This window comes from Vibrio sp. TAP-3B (genome assembly GCF_057784735.1).
Genome location: NZ_CM173495.1, coordinates 2,571,461 through 2,592,923 on the forward strand (window position 1 = coordinate 2,571,461; position 21,463 = coordinate 2,592,923).

Annotated in this window: 19 protein-coding genes; 8 read left to right on the top strand and 11 right to left on the bottom strand. The window is 48.5% G+C overall.

What is annotated here, in order from left to right; genetic code table 11:
- A complete protein-coding gene (locus tag AC3D28_RS12160) occupies positions 1-762 on the top strand; it encodes a type II secretion system protein N (protein WP_488534891.1) in 762 nt (253 codons plus the stop codon).
- A gap of 171 nt (positions 763-933) precedes the next feature.
- Here the strand turns inward: AC3D28_RS12160 and cysQ are convergent, their stop codons facing one another.
- The 4 genes from cysQ to AC3D28_RS12180 all read right to left on the bottom strand — a co-directional run bounded on the left by cysQ (position 934) and on the right by AC3D28_RS12180 (position 3,945).
- Positions 934-1,761 (bottom strand): 3'(2'),5'-bisphosphate nucleotidase CysQ, encoded by an 828-nt coding sequence (gene cysQ / locus AC3D28_RS12165; RefSeq protein ID WP_098416810.1) that lies wholly within the window; start codon positions 1,759-1,761, stop codon positions 934-936.
- A 44-nt stretch (positions 1,762-1,805) separates the two neighbouring features.
- On the bottom strand, positions 1,806-2,375 hold the full coding sequence (gene nudE, locus AC3D28_RS12170; protein ID WP_098416809.1) for an ADP compounds hydrolase NudE: 570 nt from the start codon (positions 2,373-2,375) through the stop codon (positions 1,806-1,808).
- Positions 2,376-2,534: 159 nt separating this feature from the next.
- Positions 2,535-3,119 carry a Fe-S biogenesis protein NfuA gene (gene nfuA, locus AC3D28_RS12175; protein ID WP_098416808.1) on the bottom strand — a complete coding sequence of 195 codons (585 nt, stop codon included), beginning with the start codon at positions 3,117-3,119 and terminating at the stop codon, positions 2,535-2,537.
- 97 nt (positions 3,120-3,216) lie between these two features.
- Positions 3,217-3,945 (bottom strand): ComF family protein, encoded by a 729-nt coding sequence (locus tag AC3D28_RS12180; protein ID WP_488534892.1) that lies wholly within the window; start codon positions 3,943-3,945, stop codon positions 3,217-3,219.
- Between the two features lie 84 nt (positions 3,946-4,029).
- On the opposite strand from AC3D28_RS12180, the gene bioH reads away from it, so the two are divergent.
- Together bioH and AC3D28_RS12190 are read left to right on the top strand one after the other, a co-directional pair.
- Positions 4,030-4,797, top strand: a complete 768-nt coding sequence (gene bioH, locus AC3D28_RS12185) for a pimeloyl-ACP methyl ester esterase BioH (protein ID WP_488534893.1) — start codon at positions 4,030-4,032, stop codon at positions 4,795-4,797.
- Between the two features lie 120 nt (positions 4,798-4,917).
- Entirely contained in the window at positions 4,918-5,382 is a 465-nt protein-coding gene (locus AC3D28_RS12190) for an ATP-dependent Lon protease (protein WP_488534894.1), read from the top strand.
- A gap of 186 nt (positions 5,383-5,568) precedes the next feature.
- Here AC3D28_RS12190 and AC3D28_RS12195 read toward each other — a convergent pair whose 3' ends face one another.
- Entirely contained in the window at positions 5,569-7,890 is a 2,322-nt protein-coding gene (locus AC3D28_RS12195; protein ID WP_488534895.1) for a Tex family protein, read from the bottom strand.
- Between the two features lie 205 nt (positions 7,891-8,095).
- Between AC3D28_RS12195 and AC3D28_RS12200 the strand changes: the two genes are divergently transcribed.
- The 5 genes from AC3D28_RS12200 to envZ all read left to right on the top strand — a co-directional run bounded on the left by AC3D28_RS12200 (position 8,096) and on the right by envZ (position 13,333).
- Positions 8,096-9,976 (top strand): putative ATP-dependent zinc protease, encoded by a 1,881-nt coding sequence (locus AC3D28_RS12200; RefSeq protein WP_488534896.1) that lies wholly within the window; start codon positions 8,096-8,098, stop codon positions 9,974-9,976.
- A 116-nt stretch (positions 9,977-10,092) separates the two neighbouring features.
- Complete coding sequence (gene greB, locus AC3D28_RS12205) at positions 10,093-10,584, top strand: transcription elongation factor GreB (protein WP_098416802.1); 492 nt, start codon at positions 10,093-10,095, stop codon at positions 10,582-10,584.
- Between the two features lie 107 nt (positions 10,585-10,691).
- Positions 10,692-11,087: a DUF1090 domain-containing protein gene (locus AC3D28_RS12210; RefSeq protein WP_488534897.1), complete on the top strand. Its 396-nt coding sequence runs from the start codon at positions 10,692-10,694 to the stop codon at positions 11,085-11,087.
- A gap of 129 nt (positions 11,088-11,216) precedes the next feature.
- Complete coding sequence (gene ompR, locus AC3D28_RS12215; protein WP_098416800.1) at positions 11,217-11,936, top strand: osmolarity response regulator transcription factor OmpR; 720 nt, start codon at positions 11,217-11,219, stop codon at positions 11,934-11,936.
- A 98-nt stretch (positions 11,937-12,034) separates the two neighbouring features.
- Positions 12,035-13,333 carry a two-component system sensor histidine kinase EnvZ gene (envZ, locus tag AC3D28_RS12220; RefSeq protein ID WP_488534898.1) on the top strand — a complete coding sequence of 433 codons (1,299 nt, stop codon included), beginning with the start codon at positions 12,035-12,037 and terminating at the stop codon, positions 13,331-13,333.
- 62 nt (positions 13,334-13,395) lie between these two features.
- Here envZ and AC3D28_RS12225 read toward each other — a convergent pair whose 3' ends face one another.
- The 6 genes from AC3D28_RS12225 to gmk form a co-directional block, all read right to left on the bottom strand.
- Positions 13,396-14,787, bottom strand: a complete 1,392-nt coding sequence (locus AC3D28_RS12225) for a uracil-xanthine permease family protein (RefSeq protein WP_488534899.1) — start codon at positions 14,785-14,787, stop codon at positions 13,396-13,398.
- Positions 14,788-15,022: 235 nt separating this feature from the next.
- Positions 15,023-17,104, bottom strand: a complete 2,082-nt coding sequence (gene recG, locus AC3D28_RS12230; RefSeq protein ID WP_488534900.1) for an ATP-dependent DNA helicase RecG — start codon at positions 17,102-17,104, stop codon at positions 15,023-15,025.
- Positions 17,105-17,218: 114 nt separating this feature from the next.
- Entirely contained in the window at positions 17,219-17,902 is a 684-nt protein-coding gene (gene trmH / locus AC3D28_RS12235) for a tRNA (guanosine(18)-2'-O)-methyltransferase TrmH (protein ID WP_488534901.1), read from the bottom strand.
- 52 nt (positions 17,903-17,954) lie between these two features.
- On the bottom strand, positions 17,955-20,075 hold the full coding sequence (gene spoT, locus AC3D28_RS12240) for a bifunctional GTP diphosphokinase/guanosine-3',5'-bis pyrophosphate 3'-pyrophosphohydrolase (RefSeq protein ID WP_098416794.1): 2,121 nt from the start codon (positions 20,073-20,075) through the stop codon (positions 17,955-17,957).
- A 39-nt stretch (positions 20,076-20,114) separates the two neighbouring features.
- Positions 20,115-20,387 carry a DNA-directed RNA polymerase subunit omega gene (rpoZ, locus tag AC3D28_RS12245; RefSeq protein WP_098416793.1) on the bottom strand — a complete coding sequence of 91 codons (273 nt, stop codon included), beginning with the start codon at positions 20,385-20,387 and terminating at the stop codon, positions 20,115-20,117.
- Between the two features lie 187 nt (positions 20,388-20,574).
- The gene (gene gmk / locus AC3D28_RS12250) at positions 20,575-21,198 is read right to left on the bottom strand and encodes a guanylate kinase (protein ID WP_488534902.1); all 624 of its coding nucleotides are present in this window, start codon (positions 21,196-21,198) and stop codon (positions 20,575-20,577) included.
- Positions 21,199-21,463: the final 265 nt, after the last annotated feature.

Below are 21,463 nucleotides of genomic sequence, written 5' to 3' on the forward strand. Positions count from 1 at the left end.
GTGAAACGAGTAGTACTTTACGTTGTGATCTTTATGAGCTTTTTTTCTGTCAGTTTGATGATGGGGTTACCCGTGTCTTGGGTGCTTCAGCAAACACCAACGGTTAAAGGTTTAGATATACAAGGCGCCCACGGTTCGGTATGGCAGGGTCAAGCGGCCAGTGTTCGCTGGCAAGGTCAAAACCTTGGTGAGGTCAATTGGGACTTCCAATGGCCGAACTTATTTACTGGTAAAGCTGAGTTTGCGGTGCGCTTTGGCCGAGGCAGTGATATGGATATTCGAGGCCGAGGGTTTGTGGGCTATAGCCTGAGTGACGGACCCTATGCACACAACTTAGTCGCATCGATCCCAGCAGTTAACGTGGTCGAGCAAGCGCGCCTTCCGGTGCCGGTTGGCGTTGATGGACAGCTAGAGCTCAATATTCGTCATGCCACTTATGCTGCGCCCTGGTGTAAAACGGGCGAGGGCACTCTGGTATGGAATGCCAGTGGCATTCAAAGCCCGGTGGGGAGCTTGGATCTCGGGCCTGTGATTGCAGACTTCCATTGTCAAGACAGTGTATTGACGGCATCAGGGGAGCAAAGCAGCCCGCAGGTGTCTGCGGCATTTTCAGCACAGTTAATGCCTAATCAACGTTATTCAACCACAGCGTGGTTTAAACCTGGTGCTGAGTTTCCGCCGAGCATGAGCGAGCAGCTAAAGTGGTTAGGTAAGCCAAATGCTCAGGGGCAGTATGAGTTTGACTATAAAGGTCGGTTTTAAATCCGAACGAACACGAAGAAGGGCTGCCAATGGGCAGCTCTTCTTGTTTTTGGGTCATGCTAAATCCAATGCGTTGAACGCGGTAAATGAAGATCAACAAAGGCCACGGATGGGATTCGCGGCCTACTCGTTAGCTGATGCGGTTAGCGTAAGGACTAAGAATGCGCGAGCCTAATCTTTGCGTTGTAGAATCTCATCCCATGGCAAGTCGGCATCACCTAAGACGATAAAGTTCGGGTTCTCTAGAGTTTCACGCTCGTTGTATGACAGTGGGGTTAATTGGGTGTTGAGAATGCGTCCCCCGGCTTCTTCCACAATACATTGCGTTGCTGCCGTGTCCCACTCTCCGGTTGGCCCTAAGCGTAGATAACAATCGACAGCCCCTTCGGCCACCAAGCAGGCCTTTAATGCGGCAGAACCGAGAGGAATTAAATCGTAATTCCAAGCCCTGCTCATGCGATGGGTGATGCGGTTGATGTCTTGGCGACGGCTAATGGCAATGGCAATATTGTGTCCGGGCTGTTCATGCTTGTGCGTGTGAATTTTCACGCTGTCTGACATGTCCGGAATCTTCCAAGCACCTTTGCCGCCATACGCGTAGTAAGTAACCCCAGATACCGGCGCATAAACCACGCCCATGGTAGGTTTGTTGTTGTCGACTAAAGCAATGACGGTGGCGAAGTCACCACTGCGGGCGATGAACTCTTGCGTGCCATCGAGAGGGTCCACCAGCCAATAGCGTTTCCATTGAGCGCGCTGTTCGAGGCTAATGTCGGCGTCTTCTTCAGACAGCACCGGAATGTCAGGAGTCAGTTCACTCAAACGCTTGGTGATGAGTTTGTGTGCGGCAATATCGGCAGTCGTTACTGGGGTCTGATCACTTTTGGTATACGCTTCATATTGTTTTTTTTCATAGATATCGAGGATCAGTTGTCCCGCACTGCGGGCGATCTCAATAACGTGAGGAAGCAGATGAGAGAGGTCTTTTGTCATTGGCATAAGTTATGGTCCTTACTCACAATGTTATTCGGCTCTCATGGCCGTTATTGATTATGTCTGTGAGTTGTGGTTGGTAAGTGTTTCAGTGCCAGCATCAGCGCGGTGATGCTTCGTGCTTCACAGAAATCCAAATGTGTTAATAACTCTTCCGCTTGCGCAAGCGGCCAACGCACAATCTCCAGAGGTTCAGGTTCATCACCTTCTTGCTTTTCTGGATAAAGCGCTTGGCCTAAAAATAGAGTCATTTTGCTCGAAAAGTAAGAAGGAGCGAGGATGACTTGTTTAAGCGGGGTAAGTTGGCCACAACCAAAACCGATTTCTTCTTTTAACTCTCGGTTTGCGGCTTGGTGCGCGGTTTCGCCTGGGTCGATAAGACCTTTAGGGAAGCCCAACTCATAACGCTCAGTGCCAGCGGCGTACTCGCGTACTAACAGTAAGTCACCTTGTTCTGTCACAGGCACCACCATGACGGCATCGCGGCCACTTGGTTTCATGCGTTCGTATGTGCGGCGTTCGCCATTAGAAAAGCGAAGATCCAGGGCTTCCACGGCAAACAGTTTAGACTGTGCGACCGTCTGACAAGAGAGGATCTCTGGAGGGGTCCTTTTCGACATGGCGCTGGCTCCTTGGTGTCGTTGGCATATTACGAGGTGCGTAAGATGCTTAATATATGAGAACTCCGCTTGAGTTTCTAGCTGATTTTTCTGGCTAAGGCCGCGGTGAGATATAAAAATGGGAGGCCGAAGCCTCCCATTTTCTGACAGTGTGTCCGCTTAGTAGTAAGAGTGGTCACCACGGTCGTGTTCTGTTGCATCGCGAACGGCTGTTAATTCACCAATGAATTGGTTTAGCAGCTCTTTCTCAATGCCTTCTTTCAGTGTGACGTCCACCATCGAGCAGCCGTTACAACCGCCACCGAATGCAACGATAGCGATGCCATCTTCTGTAATTTCAACCAAGTTAACGTGACCACCGTGACCAGCAAGCTGTGGATTGACTTGCGTTTGGATAGCGTACTCAACGCGCTCAACCAAAGGAGCGTCATCCGACACTTTACGCATTTTTGCGTTTGGTGCTTTTAGCGTAAGTTGAGAGCCCATTTTATCGGTAACGAAGTCGATTTCAGCCTCTTCCAGGAATGGCAGGCTTAGCTCGTCCACATAAGCTGAAAAGCCGCTGTAAGGAATTTGAGTGTCGGTCGTTTCCACGGCTTCTGGTGGGCAGTAAGACACGCCACATTCAGCGTTTTGTGTACCTGGGTTCACAACGAAAATACGAATGTTGGTCCCTTCAGGCTGCTGGCCTAAAAGGTTAGCGAAATGCGTTTGCGCAGTTTCTGTAATAGTAATATTTGACACGACGAATACCCGAGTAAATTTGTAGGTTACTGCTGCTATTCTACTCTTGTTGACGTATGGGTCTAGTCTTTTTGATGCTAAGGCATGGCGAAGCGATCTAGAGAGAATGAGGAGCAGGCGTTCTGCAGAGACAGTAAATATCGATGCTTTCTACGCCGACTTCAAGTAGTAAATGACATAATTGTCGGACCGTGCTGCCAGTCGTAACCACATCATCAACAATGGCCACGCGAGAATGTTTGGGTTTGTTCGCAAGCACAAACGCTCCAGTTAAGTTTTGCTCCCGACTCGATTTGGTATGACCTCGTTGTGATTGCGCATGTTTCACGCGACGGAAAACTTGGCCGTCGAAATCCGCTTGTAAATGCAGGGCCAAATGTCTGGCGAGCACATCACTTTGATTGAAGCCGCGATGCAGGTAACGTTGCCAGTGCAGCGGCACGCTGGTAATGAGTGACGCAGGGGCGGTAATACGCTGCGCAAGGTGCTGGGTCAGGGCTTTTACATGCCAAGACTCACCGTGATCTTTAAAACGCTGTACTTCTCGTGAGAGGGGAAAGTCGTAATCGCCCAGCGTAAACAACCGTTGCCAAGGCGGCGGTTCGGATAGGCAATCGCCACATACATTATCAATCTCGGCTTCTTCTTCTTCTTTTAAGGTCAAACCACAACGCCGACATCGCTTGACTGGAGCGAGATACTGCAAGCAGTGTTCACACCAGCGCAGTGCATTAGAATGGCTCCGTGGGTGGATAGGGAGCCGACACAAGCCGCATTGGCTACTGAGCACGCGATGCATGATGTTTTGCCAGTGATGAGATAACATACAATTCATTCAAAGTAGGGTTGTGGACAGCCTAACGCTTGGGCGCTGAGGCAAGGAATAGGATAAGTGGGAGAGATTGAGAGCATGAACACGAAATTACACTGGCAGTCGTTCGGTCAGGGGCCAGATCTGGTGCTATTGCATGGCTGGGGGATGAATGGCGCGGTGTGGCAGCAAACCGTTGAGTCGCTTGAAACCGATTTCTGTGTCCATGTGGTGGATCTTCCTGGGTACGGACATAGCGCCGAGCAGCATGGCGAAGATTTAGCGCATATTGCGAATTTGGTCATACAAGACGCGCCAGAGAAAGCGATTTGGCTCGGTTGGTCGCTAGGTGGTTTGGTGGCGATGCACATTGCACTCACTAGACCGGATCGCGTCCATAAACTGATCACGGTGGCCAGTTCGCCTAAATTTGCGGCAGAAAAACCGTGGCGGGGCATTCAACCTCATGTGCTTAGCGCGTTTACCTCTCAGTTGGTCGAAGATTTTTCGCTGACGATTGAGCGCTTCATGGCTCTGCAGGCCATGGGGAGTCCGTCAGCTCGCCAAGACGTTAAACAGCTCAAACAAGCGGTGTTGTCACGCCCTCTACCCAACCCCGACTCTCTTCTCGTCGGGTTAAATATTTTAGCGGAGGTGGATTTGCGAGACGCACTTAGCTCGTTAACGATGCCGATGTTGCGCCTCTATGGTCGCTTGGATGGTTTGGTACCGATTAAAGTGGCAAACGATTTAAGCTTTCAGCTACCGCATACCCAACAGTTTGTGTTCAGCCAATCCTCTCATGCGCCGTTTATGACGGAACATGATGAATTTTGCTCCCAAATCCGAGGCTTTGCTCACAATTAACGAATGGCGAGCTGAAAAAACTAAAGTTGCTTAAATTTTGGTCGATATAAAAGGTTGGCTGAGTTTATATCTTATAGCTCACCATATTGACGAGTTGGGCGACTCTGAGGAGGGTCCGCAATGATTGTGTCACCGACCAACATCAGTGTGCCACTGATCGTCCCATCCGTGAATGTGCAAACGGAGCAAGCTGCTCGTGACAACAAAGTCCGAGAGCCTGTGACGCCAACGATCGCCTTGGCAAAAACCAATGCAGAGCGAAAAGTAAAAGGTGATGATAAGCGGCGACGCCAATCTTCTTGGGATCCTTCCGAGCATCCCGACTATGAAGTAGAGACTGAAGTCGATACGCATTATCACGAAGAGCCAGAAGAAACCTTGGAGCGGCTTTTCAGTTTGCTGGCGCTCAAGTCGTACAGTGAAGATCAGGGCAAGGGCTACACGATACGCTTTCGCTTACCGAAGCGCATTTTGGATGCTGCGATCAATGAAGGATTAATGGAAAGGCGCCGGAAAGTGATCAAGTTCCATTATGGTCATTCCGTCGCTCCCCATACACCGTCAGAAGTGATAGCAGTATTATGACGACTCAATATCCGACGCAAATAAAACGCTCCAAGCAGATTGACTGATTGGAGCGTTTTCTTTTTACACTCTTCCTACTTGAAGCTGCAGCGTTGTTGACTATGCCATCCGCCCTAATCACGGTTGGAATAACTTGTCGCCTAACGGCAACTCCAATTATTTTGAGTATGGGCGTTAAAATCTCGACTACTTCTTCGCTTTAGCGAAAGCGGCCGCAAAGGCACCACCCATCGCGTTGTTCGATGAAGAATCATCACGGCGAGGCTGACGACGTTGCGGTTGATCGTTACGACGCGGCGCTGCTGATGAGCGTTGGCTGCGGTTGTCTTGACCGGGCTCATCGTTGAGGCGCATCGTTAAGGCAATGCGCTTACGTTGGACGTCGACTTCCATAACTTTTACTTTGACGATATCGCCGGCTTTTACTACTTCGCGGGGATCGGAGACAAAACGGTCTGTGAGGGCAGAAATGTGTACAAGCCCATCTTGGTGAACGCCGATGTCCACGAAGGCCCCAAAGTTCGCCACGTTTGATACCACTCCCTCTAAAATCATCCCCAGCTCTAGATCAGAAACGGAGTTCACACCATCGGCAAAGGTGGCGGTTTTGAACTCAGGACGCGGGTCACGTCCCGGCTTATCCAATTCTTTGATGATATCGGTCACCGTTGGAACCCCGAAGTGCTCGTCGGTGTAATCCACCGCATGCAGACCTTTTAGGAAAGGGGAATCCCCAATCAGTGCTTTGATGTCTTTGTTGTTCTTCTCGGCGATGGTTTTAACTAAAGGGTACGCTTCAGGGTGAACGGCAGAGGCATCCAGTGGGTTTTTTCCGTCCATAATACGCAAGAAGCCCGCACACTGCTCGAACGCTTTAGGCCCTAAACGGGGGACTTTTTTTAAGGTGGTCCGGGTGTTGAAGCGGCCATTTTCATCACGGAACGCGACGATGTTTTGTGCGATGGTGCTCGATAACCCCGCGACGCGAGAGAGTAGTGCTGCTGACGCAGTATTGGCGTCGACGCCGACCGCGTTGACACAGTCTTCAACGATGGCATCGAGACGCTTGGCGAGCATCGATTGGCTTACGTCGTGCTGGTACTGGCCGACCCCGATTGATTTCGGGTCGATTTTCACGAGTTCTGCCAGCGGGTCTTGCAGGCGACGGGCAATCGACACCGCGCCGCGCAATGATACGTCCATATCTGGGAACTCTTTCGCGGCGAGCTCCGATGCCGAGTAAACCGACGCGCCCGCTTCACTGACAATGATCTTCTGTACTTTCAGGTTACCACGCTTGATTACGTCGGCCACAAAGCTATCGGTTTCGCGAGAGGCGGTGCCGTTGCCAATCGCAATCAAATCGACATTGTATTTACGTATCAATTGGTCAATGAGTTGTGCTGACTTGTCGTATTGCTTTTGTGGCGGGTGAGGGTAAATGGTTTCTGTTGCCAACACTTTACCTGTGGCGTCGACAATGGCGATTTTTGAGCCTGTTCGCAGACCGGGATCCAGACCCAAAGTGGCACGAGGCCCCGCCGGTGCAGCCATCAATAAATCTTTTAGATTCGTCGCGAAGACGTCAATCGCTTCGATTTCTGCGCGCTCTTTCAGTGCGCCCATCAATTCGGTTTCCATGTGCATCGATACTTTGATGCGCCATGCCCAACTGATCACTTGTTTGCGCCATGCATCCGCAGGAGCACTGCTTAGCGTCACCCCATAATGGTCGGCGATGATGGTTTCGCAATAAGATTGACGCGCCCCTTCTTGTTGCTCAGGATCGGCATTCATCGCCAAGGTTAAGCAGCCTTCATTACGGCCACGCAACATGGCCAGTGCGCGGTGCGATGGTACTTTGCTCAGAGGCTCACTATGGTTGAAATAGTCTTTAAACTTCTCACCTTGTTGTTCTTTGCCTTCGATCACACGCGAGACTAACTCGGCGTTACGGTTTAAGTGGTGACGAACCTTCTCAAGTAAGTTTGCGTCTTCTGCAATGCGCTCCATGATGATCGCACGTGCACCATCCAGTGCCGCTTTGGTATCGACGATACCTTTGTCCGCATCAATATAGTGGCTTGCTTCGCTTTCCGGTTCCGTGTGTGGGTGGTTCCAAAGTGTGTCCGCGAGCGGTTCTAGCCCCGCTTCAATTGCGATTTGACCTTTGGTGCGACGCTTAGGTTTATAAGGTAAGTAAAGGTCTTCAAGGCGGGTCTTACTGTCTGCTTGAGTGATTTCTTGTTCCAGCGCTGGGGTTAATTTGCCTTGTTCCTGAATGGATTTCAGAATGGTTTGACGACGGCTGTCCAATTCTCGAAGGTAAGATAGACGGCTGTCCAGAGTACGCAGCTGGGTATCATCAAGGCCACCCGTCACCTCTTTACGATATCGTGCAATAAAAGGGACCGTGTTACCGTCATCAATTAAGGTGACAGCGGCGTTGACTTGCTCAGGGCGAGCATTTAGCTCTTGAGCAATCATGCGACAGATAGCTTGGCTCATCCGTGTATTCTCTTTCAATTCGGTTTTAGTTGTATAGAACATTGGGGTTATTTAAACAATTTGCAATGTTTTAAAATTAGCTTGGCAAAAATTTACCGAGCGCTGTTGGACATTGGTTAGGTTTATGTCAAAACTGTAATTAAATTGAGAACTTATCCCCTCAGTTATCGACTAACAAATGCACCCTCGACTCATACGGATCATCATGATGAAAAAAATCTCTTTGGTTTTAGCTCTCACGAGTGCCTTACTTGTTGCCACGTTTAGTTGGGCGCAATCCATATCAGCCACCACGCAAATGCCTGTATATCAGCTAGACGACAAGCTGGTGTTAGGCCGGGTGGAGAGCGTTTACTACAGTCAGATCCCAGAATTAAGAGATGTGCCCTTTATCGGCAAGATTGATACGGGGGCGGATACCACCTCCATGCATGCAGAGAATATTCAGGTCAGCAGCACTCATCCAGACTACCAGCGTTTGAAAAACAGTCAGTTACTGTGGGCCATTGTCGATGACTTGGGAGGGACCAAAGCGAAGTGGGAAGCCGGTACTTTTGCGCCTTATCAGGTCTCGGTGAGTTTTACTATTCCGCACCCCTATACAGGCAAAGCCATCAAAATCACTGACGACCTTGAGCGGGTGAGTGCCATTCGCAGCCGCACGAGTAAGCAACCCATTTTACGTCCAACCGTGAAAATGCCCATGACCATTGCCGGACAGACTGTCGATACGGTCGTTAACCTCACTAAACGTACTCAGTTTTCTGCTCCCATCTTGGTTGGTAAAACATTTCTCGATAACCATGCGTGGGTCTTTGCGGGATACGATTACCTACAAGCACAACCCAAGGCTAAAATGGTTGGAAAGAAGGAAACCGTTGCTGTAGAGGGCGTACCTTACAAAATGAGCATTTCAACCACCAGTCGTTACACCAACGCACATGCACTCGACATCGAAATTGATAAGAAGCAAAAAACAGTGTCTTTCACCTTAGAGGGTGAGAACGGTAAACGTCATCCCATCACATTGCCTTTAGTACGAATGCTGAAAACGACAAAAGGGGAACGCCCGTTGGTGTATTTGCCAGTCAAGGTGGGCGAAAATGAAACCCAGCGGTGGTTGGTGTATTTACGTGATCGCAGCAAATTCAGCTCGCAAATTCGCCTTGGTAAGGATGTCGCTAGCCAGCATTTTGTGATTGATACTGACAAAGAAAACTTATTAGGTGGGGTAGAAAAAACGTTCCAAAATGCGCTTAAGTCAAACCCCCTAGTGATCTCGCCAGAGGAACAAGTCACTATTGATGGTTATACCGTCTCAGCTTACCCAACTTTTACCGTAAAAACCCCGTTATTGCGTGTGAATGGGTTTGAGCTGACCGAAAAAGGCAAAGACGAGTTAGTCACATTTTATTTGAATGATGAACAGGGCAAAGAAAAAAAACTCACTAAGCTCGTCTTGAAAAAGCTCAAGGTGGGTAACTCAACTCGCCCTGTTGTTGAGGGGAATTTCCTCTTCGGTAGCCAAGAAAGACCGATGGAATTTGCGCTCGATGTACTGGATGAAGATGAGCCTCACCCGTTCTTTGTCTTTGGGCATGATATCGCCAAAGGTGGAGTGTTGCTCAACACACGAGCCGACCACTTATTGGATGCGAGACCGTTGTTTAGAGCCGGTCACATCGAAGTGGCGCAAGTCGAAGGGATGTCTTTCCCTGTCAAACTGGATACTGGCGCTGACGTTAGCTCCATCAACGCCAAGAACATCAAACAATTTAAACAAGATGGCAAGAATCTGGTCAGCTTCACCTATGAAAACGACTTAGGCATGACGAAAAAATTTACCCGAGAAGTGGTCGATGTGATGCGTATCAAAGCAAAAAAAGGAGAAAAAGCCAACGTGCGTCCCGTGGTCGAAATGCAGGTAAAATTAGGGGAACTTGAGAAGAAGATCCGAGTCAATTTACAAAACCGTGGCCGCTTTCATTACAGCATGATTTTAGGTAAAAACTTTCTCAAACATGGTGCAGTTGTTTCCAGTGATACGAACTATATCGTGACGAAAAAGCCGGATTACGAAAAGTAGTTTTTCGACCGCTTTATCATATTAAGCCCCAAAGCCTGCCTTGAGGTACGCTTTGGTTATGTCATTTCCTTAATGCTGCTGAAGAGTGGCATTTTTTAGTGGAGGAAGGAGTTCAATTGAAAACTAAGCTGATTACACGTGAAGGTTACAATAAGCTCAAACAAGAACACGATTACCTTTGGCATGAAAAGCGCCCAGAAATCACCAAAATCGTGACTTGGGCTGCCAGTTTGGGCGATCGTTCGGAAAATGCGGACTATACCTTCAATAAGCGACTATTACGTCAGATTGATCGTCGTGTTCGCTTTCTCAGAAAGTTTTTGCCTGACGTCACTATTGTGGACTACTCACCGCAGCAAGAGGGCAAAGTCTTTTTTGGAGCGTGGGTTGAGATTGAAAACGAAGCGGGCGATGTGAAACGGTTTCGCATTGTCGGGCCGGAAGAGATTTATGGCGATGCGAAAGATTACATCTCCATTGATTCGCCTATGGCGAGAGCGATGTTAAAAAAACAAGTGGATGACGAGTTCACGGTACGAACGCCGGAAGGGGAAAAAGAGTGGTTCATCAACTCGATTGAATACACCAAGCCAAACACGGGGGAATAAGGCTTTACCACCTGTTTGGTGAGTCGATATTGGCAAGTTAGATACAGGTTTGAACGCCAATATACTTTCTATACAAAAAGCGCGTATGCGTTTATCGGAGACGTAAAATGATCAAAGCAGTAATGTGTGGCACTGTGCTCATGATGGGGTTTTCTCTGCCAACTTTCGCTAAAGATGAAGTGAAAGGCTGTGAGGCTAAAGAGTTAGCGGTTGAACAGCAGATAGAGTACGCCAAAGCACAAGGCAATGAGTATCGTATTAAGGGCTTAGAGCGTGCATTGGCCGCGATTCAAAACGAGTGTTCAGAAGAAACATTGCGTCAGGAACTGCAAGTTGAAGTTGAAGAAAAAGCGCAAGAAGTACAAGAGCGTGAACAAGAGTTGGCGGAGGCTAAACGATCTGGAAAAGCAGATAAAATTGAGAAAAAGCGTCAGAAACTCGAAGAATCTCAGCAAGAGTTACTTGATGCTAAGCGCGAGCTGGAGTGGAATTACGGCCAATAAATGGTGCTGAAAACGCACGTTTAAGAGCGAATAAACCACTTAAGATAAAAAGAGTAACAATTTGCTCAAGCACGTTTGAAAAAACAGTGATACATTTTCGACAATAGACGCTTCTGAAAGGATGTTTCAATGCAAGAAAATCATAAAATTTTAGTGGTTGATGACGATGCTCGTTTGCGTGCTCTATTGGAGCGTTACCTTTCTGAGCAAGGTTTTCAGGTCCGAAGTGTTGCCAATGGCGAACAGATGGATCGCCTGCTCACGCGCGAAAATTTTCATTTAATGGTGCTGGACTTAATGCTGCCAGGCGAAGATGGTTTGTCGATTTGTCGCCGCTTACGCCATGCCAACAACATGTTACCCATCTTAATGCTGACCGCCAAAGGTGATGAAGTGGATCGTATTGTCGGCCTGGAAGTGGGCGCAGATGACTACCTACCGAAACCCTTTAACCCGCGTGAGTTACTCGCGCGTATTAAAGCCGTATTACGCCGCCAAACCGTGGAGCTGCCTGGGGCACCAAGCACGGAAGAAAAAGTGGTTGAGTTCGGTGAATTTCGCCTCAACTTAGGCACGAGAGAAATGTTCCGAGGTGAAGAATCGATGCCACTGACCTCGGGCGAGTTTGCGGTGCTGAAAGCTTTAGTGATGAATGCGCGTGAGCCTATGTCACGCGATAAGTTGATGAACATGGCTCGTGGACGTGAATACTCGGCGATGGAACGTTCTATTGACGTGCAAATTTCGCGTTTACGTCGCATGCTGGAAGATGATCCGAGCAAGCCTCGTTATATTCAAACCGTATGGGGCTTGGGGTACGTTTTTGTCCCGGATGGTAACGCGGTTTAATTCGCTGATTCCAAACGCCTGTTCTGGGCGATAGAACTTCAGCCTTCAACCATTGTTGAGGGCTGAAATCTTGCGATTATAACCACCAGGAACGTTGCATGCGCATTCGTAGTTCACTGACACAATCCATTTTACTGTTCATCTCTTTGCTGCTCGCTAGCCAAGTCTTCTCTTATTACGCCGTTTTTAACTACGCCTTGATGCCAAGCTTGCAACAGTTCAATAAAATTCTCGCTCATGAATTAAACCTCGTGCTGGATGATGAAGGCGATTTAAAGTCCGATGCGCCTTTGCGACGCCAGTTACTCGAGAGGTTAGGAGTGACGGTTCACAGCCTCGATAGTGAAAAAACCACGGAATTTCATCACGCCATGTCGATTGATTTGATGTCGGAAGAAATGAGCCAGGAGTTAGGCTCGCCGACAGAAGTGCGGCTACTGCTGGGTAGTGACAGTTATATTTTGTGGATGCACATCGAAAAGCTACCGAATTCGATTATTCGCATCCCTCTCTCTGAACTTCAAGAAGAAGACTTCGCGCCACTGTTTCGTAACAGCCTCATCATGGCGCTATTGATCATCGTGGGTGGTTGGTTATTTATACGTTTACAAAACCGTCCGCTGGTGGCTTTAGAAAGAGCGGCGAAGGGCGTAGGACGAGGTGACATTCCGCCACCCCTGCCTGAAAAAGGAGCATCTGAAATTCGTTCGGTAACGCGAGCGTTTAATCAAATGTCCCAAGGCATTCAAGAGCTGGAAGAAGATCGCGCCTTACTGATGGCCGGCATCAGTCATGATTTGCGCACGCCGTTAACTCGCATTCGCTTGGCGACGGAAATGATGTCGCCTGAAGACAGCTACCTCGCGGAAGGGATCATCAGTGATACCGAAGAGTGTAACGAAATCATCAGCCAATTTATGGATTATCTCAAACCCGTGAATAAAGAGTCACTTGAGTCAGTGGATATCAGTACGATTGCCAGTGATGTGGCCAGTTCAGAAGGTGGTTATGAGGTTGAAATTGAAATCGATCTCAATCCCAATCTACCTCCCGCGAAAGGCAACCCGATTGCGATAAAACGAGCGGTGAGTAATCTCGTCGTGAATGCACTGCGTTACGGTAATGGTTGGGTAAAAATCAGCACGGGCGCCACCGCAGATAAGCAACTGGTCTGGGTATGCGTTGAAGATAACGGGCCGGGGATAGAGCAATCTCAAGTCGCTAAGCTATTTGAGCCCTTTACGCGCGGCGATACCGCTCGTGGTAGCGAAGGGACAGGGCTGGGGCTGGCCATTGTCAAGCGTATCGTGAGCCAGCATTCTGGGTCTGTCGTGATGCGTAATCGTAGCGAAGGCGGCTTGATTGCACAAATCAGTTTTCCGACAAACATAAGCTAATTTAAAGTGAGACTGTTCTTTCAATAGCCCAGCCTAAAGTTAGGCTGGGCGCATTATTAAACTTAGGACTCTTTTACTTCTTGAGCCGAAAGCTCCTCTTCTTCTGCCAGTTTCTCGGGCAACAGCAAGTTCAAAATGATCGCCGTAATACCACCTGCAGCCACGCCGGTTGAGAAAATGCTTTTAATGAACTCTGGCATAAACTGCAAAATTTCCGGTTTTTGTGCAATCCCAAGTCCCATTGAAAAGGATAATGCCATGATCAGAATGGCGCGGCGGTCGAGCTCAACGCGGGAGATAATGCGCACACCGGCTGCGGCAATGGTACCGAACATCACGATGGTAGCGCCGCCAAGCACTGGCTCTGGGATCAGTTGAACAAAGCTCGCCACACCTGGGAATAAACCGAGAATCACCAGCATGCCGGAAATGAAGTAGCCGACGTAACGGCTAGCCACGCCGGTGAGCATAATAATTCCGTTGTTTTGGCTGAACGTAGAGTTCGGGAAACTGTTAAATATCGCCGCAATCGCTGAGTTTAGACCGTCTGCCAGTACGCCCCCTTTAATGCGCTTCATGTAAATCGGCCCTTTTACCGGCTCACCAGACACTTCAGATGTCGCGGTAATATCGCCTATCGCTTCCAGTGCGGTAATAAAGAAAATCAAGACCAGCGGAATAAACAGCGACCAGTCAAACGATAGGCCGTATTGCATTGGCACGGGCAGCGCAACGAAAGCGGTCTCGCCTAGCGCAGACGTATCCACCATGCCCATGAAATAAGCCATCACGTAACCAACGAACATGGCAATCACAATCGAGGCTACGCGAATATAAGGGTTCTTGGAGCGATTCAACATCACGATCAAACCAAGTACCGTTCCTGCGAGCGCCAGTTTGTCTAAACGGCCAAACGATCCATCATCCATTGCGGCGTAGCCGCCACCCATCGATACCAAGCCAACTTGGATCAAAGTGAGACCGATAAGAGTCACCACGATACCCGAGACCAGAGGGGTGATGATACGACGTGCGTGCTCAAGCACACGAGAAAGTAGAATTTCGGCAAAGGAGGCAACTAAAATAGTACCGAAAATGGCGGCCATCATCGTGCTAATGTCGGCGCCACCAGCCTTTAACGATAGGCCCGCACCAATGATTGGACCTAAAAAGTTAAAACTGGTGCCTTGAACCGAGAGTAAACCAGATCCAACTGGGCCAAAGGTACGAATTTGAATAAACGAGGACACCCCAGAGGCAAACAATGACATGCTGATGATGGTGTTGGTTTGGTCTGCTGGCACACCTAAAGACTGACAAATAATCAGAGAAGGGGTGATAACGGCGACGAACATTGCTAATAAATGTTGAACGGCCGCAAAAATAGTTTGAGGTAGAGGAGGACGATCATTTAATTGATAGACCAGTTCCGAAGATCGGTTTGAAGTTGTCATGGTTTGTCTCGCTAGTCGCAATGTTTGCCCAGATCTCGCTGAATGGGAGAGCAGGGTGGAGCTGACGTTATTACCTGTGATTGCTGTTAATCAGTGTCAACTCAGGTTGGTGGCGTGTGATAAACACACCTTAAAAATTTGTGCGCGATTATAGAGAGATTTAGCCAAAAAGCAAACGTTTGCTTAAAAATGAAAAACAAAGGGCAAACGAATGGATGAGACTCGTTGGACATTGTTAAGCTTTGGAGTAAATATCGCGTTCGCCTAACCAGCGGTCGATGATGGCGACTGCATGGGTCGGATAGTTGTGGTGAATATGACGAGCGATGCGCTGAACTTCAGGGATTAAGCGTTGATCTCGCACTAAGTCCGCTATTTTAAAGTCTGCCAGACCGGTTTGTTTGGTCCCGAGGAGTTCACCTGGCCCTCGGATCTCTAAATCTTTTTGAGCAATCACGAAACCATCATTGCTTTCGCGCAGCACAGCTAAGCGTTTCTGCGCGGTTTTGGAAAGTGGTGAATGGTACAGCAGCACACAGTGGCTCGCGACTGACCCACGTCCCACACGGCCTCTCAACTGGTGCAACTGAGCCAAACCTAGGCGCTCTGGGTTTTCGATGATCATCAAGCTGGAATTTGGCACATCGACCCCGACTTCAATCACCGTGGTGGCAACTAACAGGTGCAACTTATTGTCTTTGAAGTCCTGCATGACCGCTTGCTTTTCAGCAGGTTTCATTCGTCCGTGCACCAAACCAATGTTGACGTCAGGCAATGTGCGTTGTAGTTCTTCGGCGGTATCCGCCGCCGCTTGTGCTTCTAAAACTTCCGATTCGTCAATTAAGGTACACACCCAATACGCTTGCTTGCCTTCGTTTAAACAAGCATGACGCACACGCTCAACAATATCGTCTCGTTTGGTATCCGGAATGGCAACCGTCTGAATTGGCGTTCGGCCTGGTGGCAGTTCATCAATCACCGAGGTTTCTAAATCGGCGTACGCCGTCATCGCTAATGTTCTCGGAATCGGCGTAGCCGTCATGATCAATTGATGTGGATAAGCACCTTGTTTTGCCCCTTTCTCCCGCAGTTCTAATCTCTGGTGAACACCAAACCGATGTTGTTCATCGATGATAACCAGCGCGAGATGATGAAATTCGACATGTTCTTGGAATAGCGCGTGAGTACCCACTACCATTTGAGCCTCACCGCTGGCAATGCGCGCCAGTTCGGCTTCTTTGGCTTTACCTTTGAGTTTGCCTGCCAACCAACCAACTTGAATGCCCATTTCTTGAAACCAATGAGCAAAGTTAATCGCGTGCTGCTCAGCGAGCAGTTCGGTGGGGGCCATCAAAGCCACTTGATGGCCGTGTTCAATAGCGCGAACCGCTGCTAAGGCTGCGACCAGTGTTTTACCTGAGCCAACGTCACCTTGAACAAGGCGCATCATAGGGTGCGGTTTTTCCAGATCGGCTTCAATCTCTTGCACCACCCGAGCTTGGGCATTGGTGGGTGAAAAAGGCAATTGTGCTAAAAACTGCTCTTTGAGCTGACCGCAGGGCCCTAGAGGAAGCGCGATATCTTTTTGACCTTGGTTACGTACGGCCAGCATGGATAGGTTTTGCGCGAGTAACTCCTCGATGATCAGGCGAATTTGCGCCGGATGCTTGCCGTCATCAAACTCATCCAAATTGATATTGGGTGGTGGGCGATGGATGGTATGCAGCGCCTGACTCATGGTGATTTGATGATTGTATAACCCAGGTGGGAGTAACTCCTGAATAGCGGCTTGGTCGAGTAAAGCCAGCGCTTGGTCTGTCAGATTGCGCAGCGTGACTTGTCGTAGGCCGTCGGTTGTCGGGTAAACGGGGGTTAAGCTTTGATCCACTTGTGGCTTTTGTTCACTGACATAAAATTTGTAATCAGGATGAACAATTTCTAAACCCATTCCGCCACGCTTTATTTCGCCGTAAGCATGTACTAACTTACCTTGCGTGAAATTGTTCTTAATTGCGGCGGTAAAGTTGAAAAAACGCAACGTAATGGTGCCGTTACCATCGCTGATTTTTACGGTGAGCATTTTCCGCTTACCAAAAATGGTATCTACCGTCATGACCTTACCTTGCACCGCAGCCCAAAGACCAGCATGCAGTTTTGCGATGGGATAAATACGAGTGCGATCTTCGTAACGAAGGGGTAAGTGGAACAGCAAATCTTGAACGGAATCTAAGCCAACTTTGGCGAGTTTTTCTGCGACTTTAGCGCCAACCCCAGAAAGGGAGGTTAATGGGACAGCAGATAACATTTGGGCAGACATAGAAGGCTCAGTAAAATGGTTAACAGAGCAGTATGTTAACCATGGAGCTGTGTTTTTGTACAGGAAAAAATCGCCAAGCTTTAGTCAGCATCATAATCAAATTGCGAGCCTCGCTCATTTGCTCTGCATCTCTTTCCACCATGATTGATCAGCGATGATCTGACCTTCGTCATCAAGGGGAGGATAAGTAAGCCCTTTGCGCTTGGCTACTTTTGCCAAGACTGGGTGGCCGCGTTCAAATAGAATGCGATTGATGGTCTCTTTAGGCAGTGCGCTTTCTTGTCTGTCATACATACCTGCCGCTTCACGTTGACGCTGGGCTTCATAAAGGATCACAGCACTCGCGACGGAAACGTTAAGTGATTGCACCATACCCACCATAGGAACGATGATGTCTTGATCGGCTAATTGCTTGGCCTTTTCTGATGCTCCAACTTTCTCGCTGCCTAAAATGATTGCAGTTGGCTTAGTGTAGTCGATATCACGAAAGTCGACCGCAGTATCGGATAAGTTGGTCACCAGCACTTGCATACCTTGTGCTTTCAGCTCGGTAATCGCCGCTTCGATGGAGTCGTGGGTGTCGACCTCGACCCAATTACGCGCGCCAGCAGAGGTATGACTCAAGGTGCGCATTTTATCTGGCCATATGGCGTGGACTTTATGTAAGCCGGTTGCGTCCGCGGTGCGGATCACTGCGGAGACATTGTTAGGCTTATGGACTTCTTCGAGACACAGTGTCAGGTCAGTTTGACGAGCTTTTAGGACTTGGTGAATGCGGTTATAACGTTCTAGATTCATATTTATAGAGACATAAAAAATCGCCACCCAACGGAGTGGGTGGCGATAGAGGTTAGTTCTTTCTGCGTCGAACCCGAGTGGTCTGTGGCATCGCTTTAATTTTACGCATGATGCCAGCAAGGTGAACTCGATCTTTGGTCGTCAACAGTACGGTAACGGTGTATAAACGACCGTCGCGTTCTTCCGTAGAGAGGCCATGAATATTCGAGCCTGTTTTCGAAATCACGTTAGTGAGCTCGGCCAGAGCCCCTTGGTTATTGAGCATGTCGACTTTAAGTTCTGCGATGAACTCTTTGTCGTAATCTTCAGACCAAGCGACAGCCATATAACGCTCCGGTTCTTTTTGGTAACCGCGAACGTTAGGACACGTTTCACGGTGCACAACCAAACCACGACCAGGCGATACGTGAGCAATAATATGATCATCTGGAATTGGATGACAACATTTGGCAAAGGTCAGCAGTATGCCTTCTGCACCACGAATTGGCAGTTTCTTCTTCGAGTCTGTCGGAATTGAACTGGTCGTCGTCAACTCTTCGGTATCTCCGAGAAGACGGCGCGCAATCACAATACTCATCAATTCACCCAAGCCAATGGCGGCCAATAAGTCATCGATGGTATTTAAACGAAGGTCATTCAAGACTTCTTGGATATTGTCTGGGTAGATGGAATCAATCGAGTGACGACCGAGCGCATGATTGAGCAAACGGCGGCCAAGCGTGATGGATTCTTTACGACGCATGGTTTTGAGTACTTGGCGGATCTTCGTACGAGCACGGGATGTCACCACATAGTTCAGCCATGCCGCGTTCGGACGAGCACCAGGAGCACTGATGATTTCCACCGTTTGACCGTTTTTTAGCGCCTTACTCAGTGGGTAAGGATTACGATCAACACGTGCCCCAACGCATGAGTTACCGACATCGGTATGCACAGCATAAGCGAAATCAACCGCGGTGGCGCCTAGCGGTAACTCGACGATACGGCCTTTGGGAGTGAAGACATAAATCTCATCAGGGAACAGATCGGATTTGACGTTTTCAATAAACTCAAAGGAGTTGCCAGCACTTTGTTGAAGCTCTAGCAGGCTTTGCATCCAGCGCTGTGCTTTCACTTGCGCGGTGGTCCCTGACTTATCGCCTTTGTCTTTATAAGACCAATGTGCCGCCACACCTTTGTCTGCCATTTGATCCATATCTTCAGTACGGATCTGTACTTCTACTGGCACACCGTGAGGACCAACCATCGAAGTGTGTAAAGATTGATAGCCGTTCGCTTTTGGTACCGCGATGTAGTCTTTCATACGGCCTGGGCGTGGTTTGTACAAGCTGTGTACTTGACCCAAAACGCGATAGCAAGTATCGGCAGTATCCACCACCACTCGAAAAGCGTAGATGTCCATAATCGTGTGAAAGCGCTGTTCTTTGGTTTTCATCTTGTTGTAGATAGAGAACAAGTTTTTCTCACGGCCGACCACGCGAGCATTCAAGCCGAAATCTTGCAGACGGCCTTCTATTTCGCTGTGAATACGTTGGATCATCTCTTTACGATTGCCGCGCGCCGCTTTGACCACTTCTTTTAGTACGCGGTATCGGTTTGGATATAGCGCTTCAAAGCCCAGCTCTTCAAGCTCGGTTTTAATATTGTGGATACCAAGACGATGAGCGAGCGGTGAGTAAATTTCTAAAGTTTCGCGAGCGATGCGGCGTTTTTTATCTGGTCGCAGTGCACCTAGCGTACGCATGTTGTGCGTGCGGTCAGCCAGTTTGATCAGAATAACGCGGATATCTTGCACCATGGCCAGAACCATCTTACGAAAGTTCTCGGCTTGAGCCTCTTTTCTGTCACGGAATTTGAGTTTATCCAGTTTAGACACACCATCAACGAGCTCAGCGACAGTGTTACCGAATTTCTCTTCGAGGTCTTCTTTTGTGACGTCGCAATCTTCGATGACGTCATGCAGCAAAGCAGCTTGGAGGGTTTCAATATCGAGGTGCATTTCGGCCAAGATACGAGCCACAGCGACTGGGTGGATGATGTACGGTTCACCGCTAGAACGGGTTTGCCCTTCATGGGCATCTCTCGCTACCACATAAGATTGACGCAGAGCCTCAATTTGAGGCTCTGTTAGGTATTCTTGGGCAACGTCTTTGAGGCTATCGAATAGATACAAATTATAGGCCCGGGAGGTTGTTGAGTACTAAAGTAAGAATTAACGGTTGTGAGCGATGCTGCTTACTGCTGCTAGCTCTGCCGCTTCTTGCTCTTGTTGCTCTTGACGTGCACGTGCGTCTAGCACTTCTTTAGTAATTAAACCTTCTTCGATTTCGCGTAGAGCGATAACCGTTGGCTTATCGTTCTCTTCTGGCACTAGTGCATCTTTACCGCCAGTTTGCATTTGACGAGCGCGGCGAGCCGCAATCAGTACTAGGTCGAAACGGTTGCCAACTTTTTCAACAGCGTCTTGAACAGTTACGCGTGCCATGAGGACTCCAAATAGTTAACTAAAATTTTAGAATGACGAGAAAGTATACAACCTAACTACTTTATTTACTAGCAATTAGACAGGCCACGATATGTGGACTTTCTCTGGTGTTATTATTGCTATTCTTTGCGCTGGGCAAAGCAATAGAAATTCTTTATTGTTGTGCAGAGGGTGACTCGGGTTGGAGTTATTCTGCTAACAGCGCGTCAAGCATACCTTTATATTTAGCAGCTTGCTTTTCTTCCTTCAATCTTTCTGCACGTAAGATGGCTTTAAAGTCCATCAGTGCATTATCAAAATCGTCATTGATAATAATGTAGTCATATTCGTTGTAATGCGAGATCTCTGATTTCGCTTCTGCCATGCGTTTGGCGATGACCTTGTCACTATCTTGACCACGGGTGTTCAAGCGGCGTTCTAGTTCACCATTGGATGGCGGTAGAATGAAGATGCTTTTGGCTTCAGGCATTTTTTCGCGGATTTGGCGTGCGCCTTGCCAATCGATGTCGAGAAAAACATCGATGCCTTTATTTAAGGTCTCTTCAATCCAGACGCGTGAGGTGCCATAGTAGTTCCCAAACACTTCGGCATACTCTAAGAAGTCGCCTTTTTCGATCAATGCTTCAAACTCGTCTTTCGCGACGAAATGGTAGTGGATACCGTTTTCTTCACCAGGACGCATCTCGCGAGTGGTGTGAGACACAGACACTTTCATTGCGTAAGTCGGATTGCGTTCCAACATCGCTGAGATCAAACTAGATTTACCTGCCCCGCTCGGTGCAGATACGATATAGAGAGTACCTTTGCCCATTGTACTGTTCCACTTTTTGATTGGATAGATTGAGTGCCGAAGGAAAGATCCGACATTCTTATAATGATAGTACTGGCAATGATAGATCGACCACCAAAGGGATGAAGATTGGTGATGATCCCGCCAGAAAAATGGAGGCGAAAGATATCACGAACTCTATGCAGTTGCCAGTTGATCTTTTGGGCGTATCTTCCTTGTCGTTGATTCCATCTTTTCAAAGGAAGATCAGCAGGCCTTAGCGGCCCAATGATTGGCGATGGTTTCT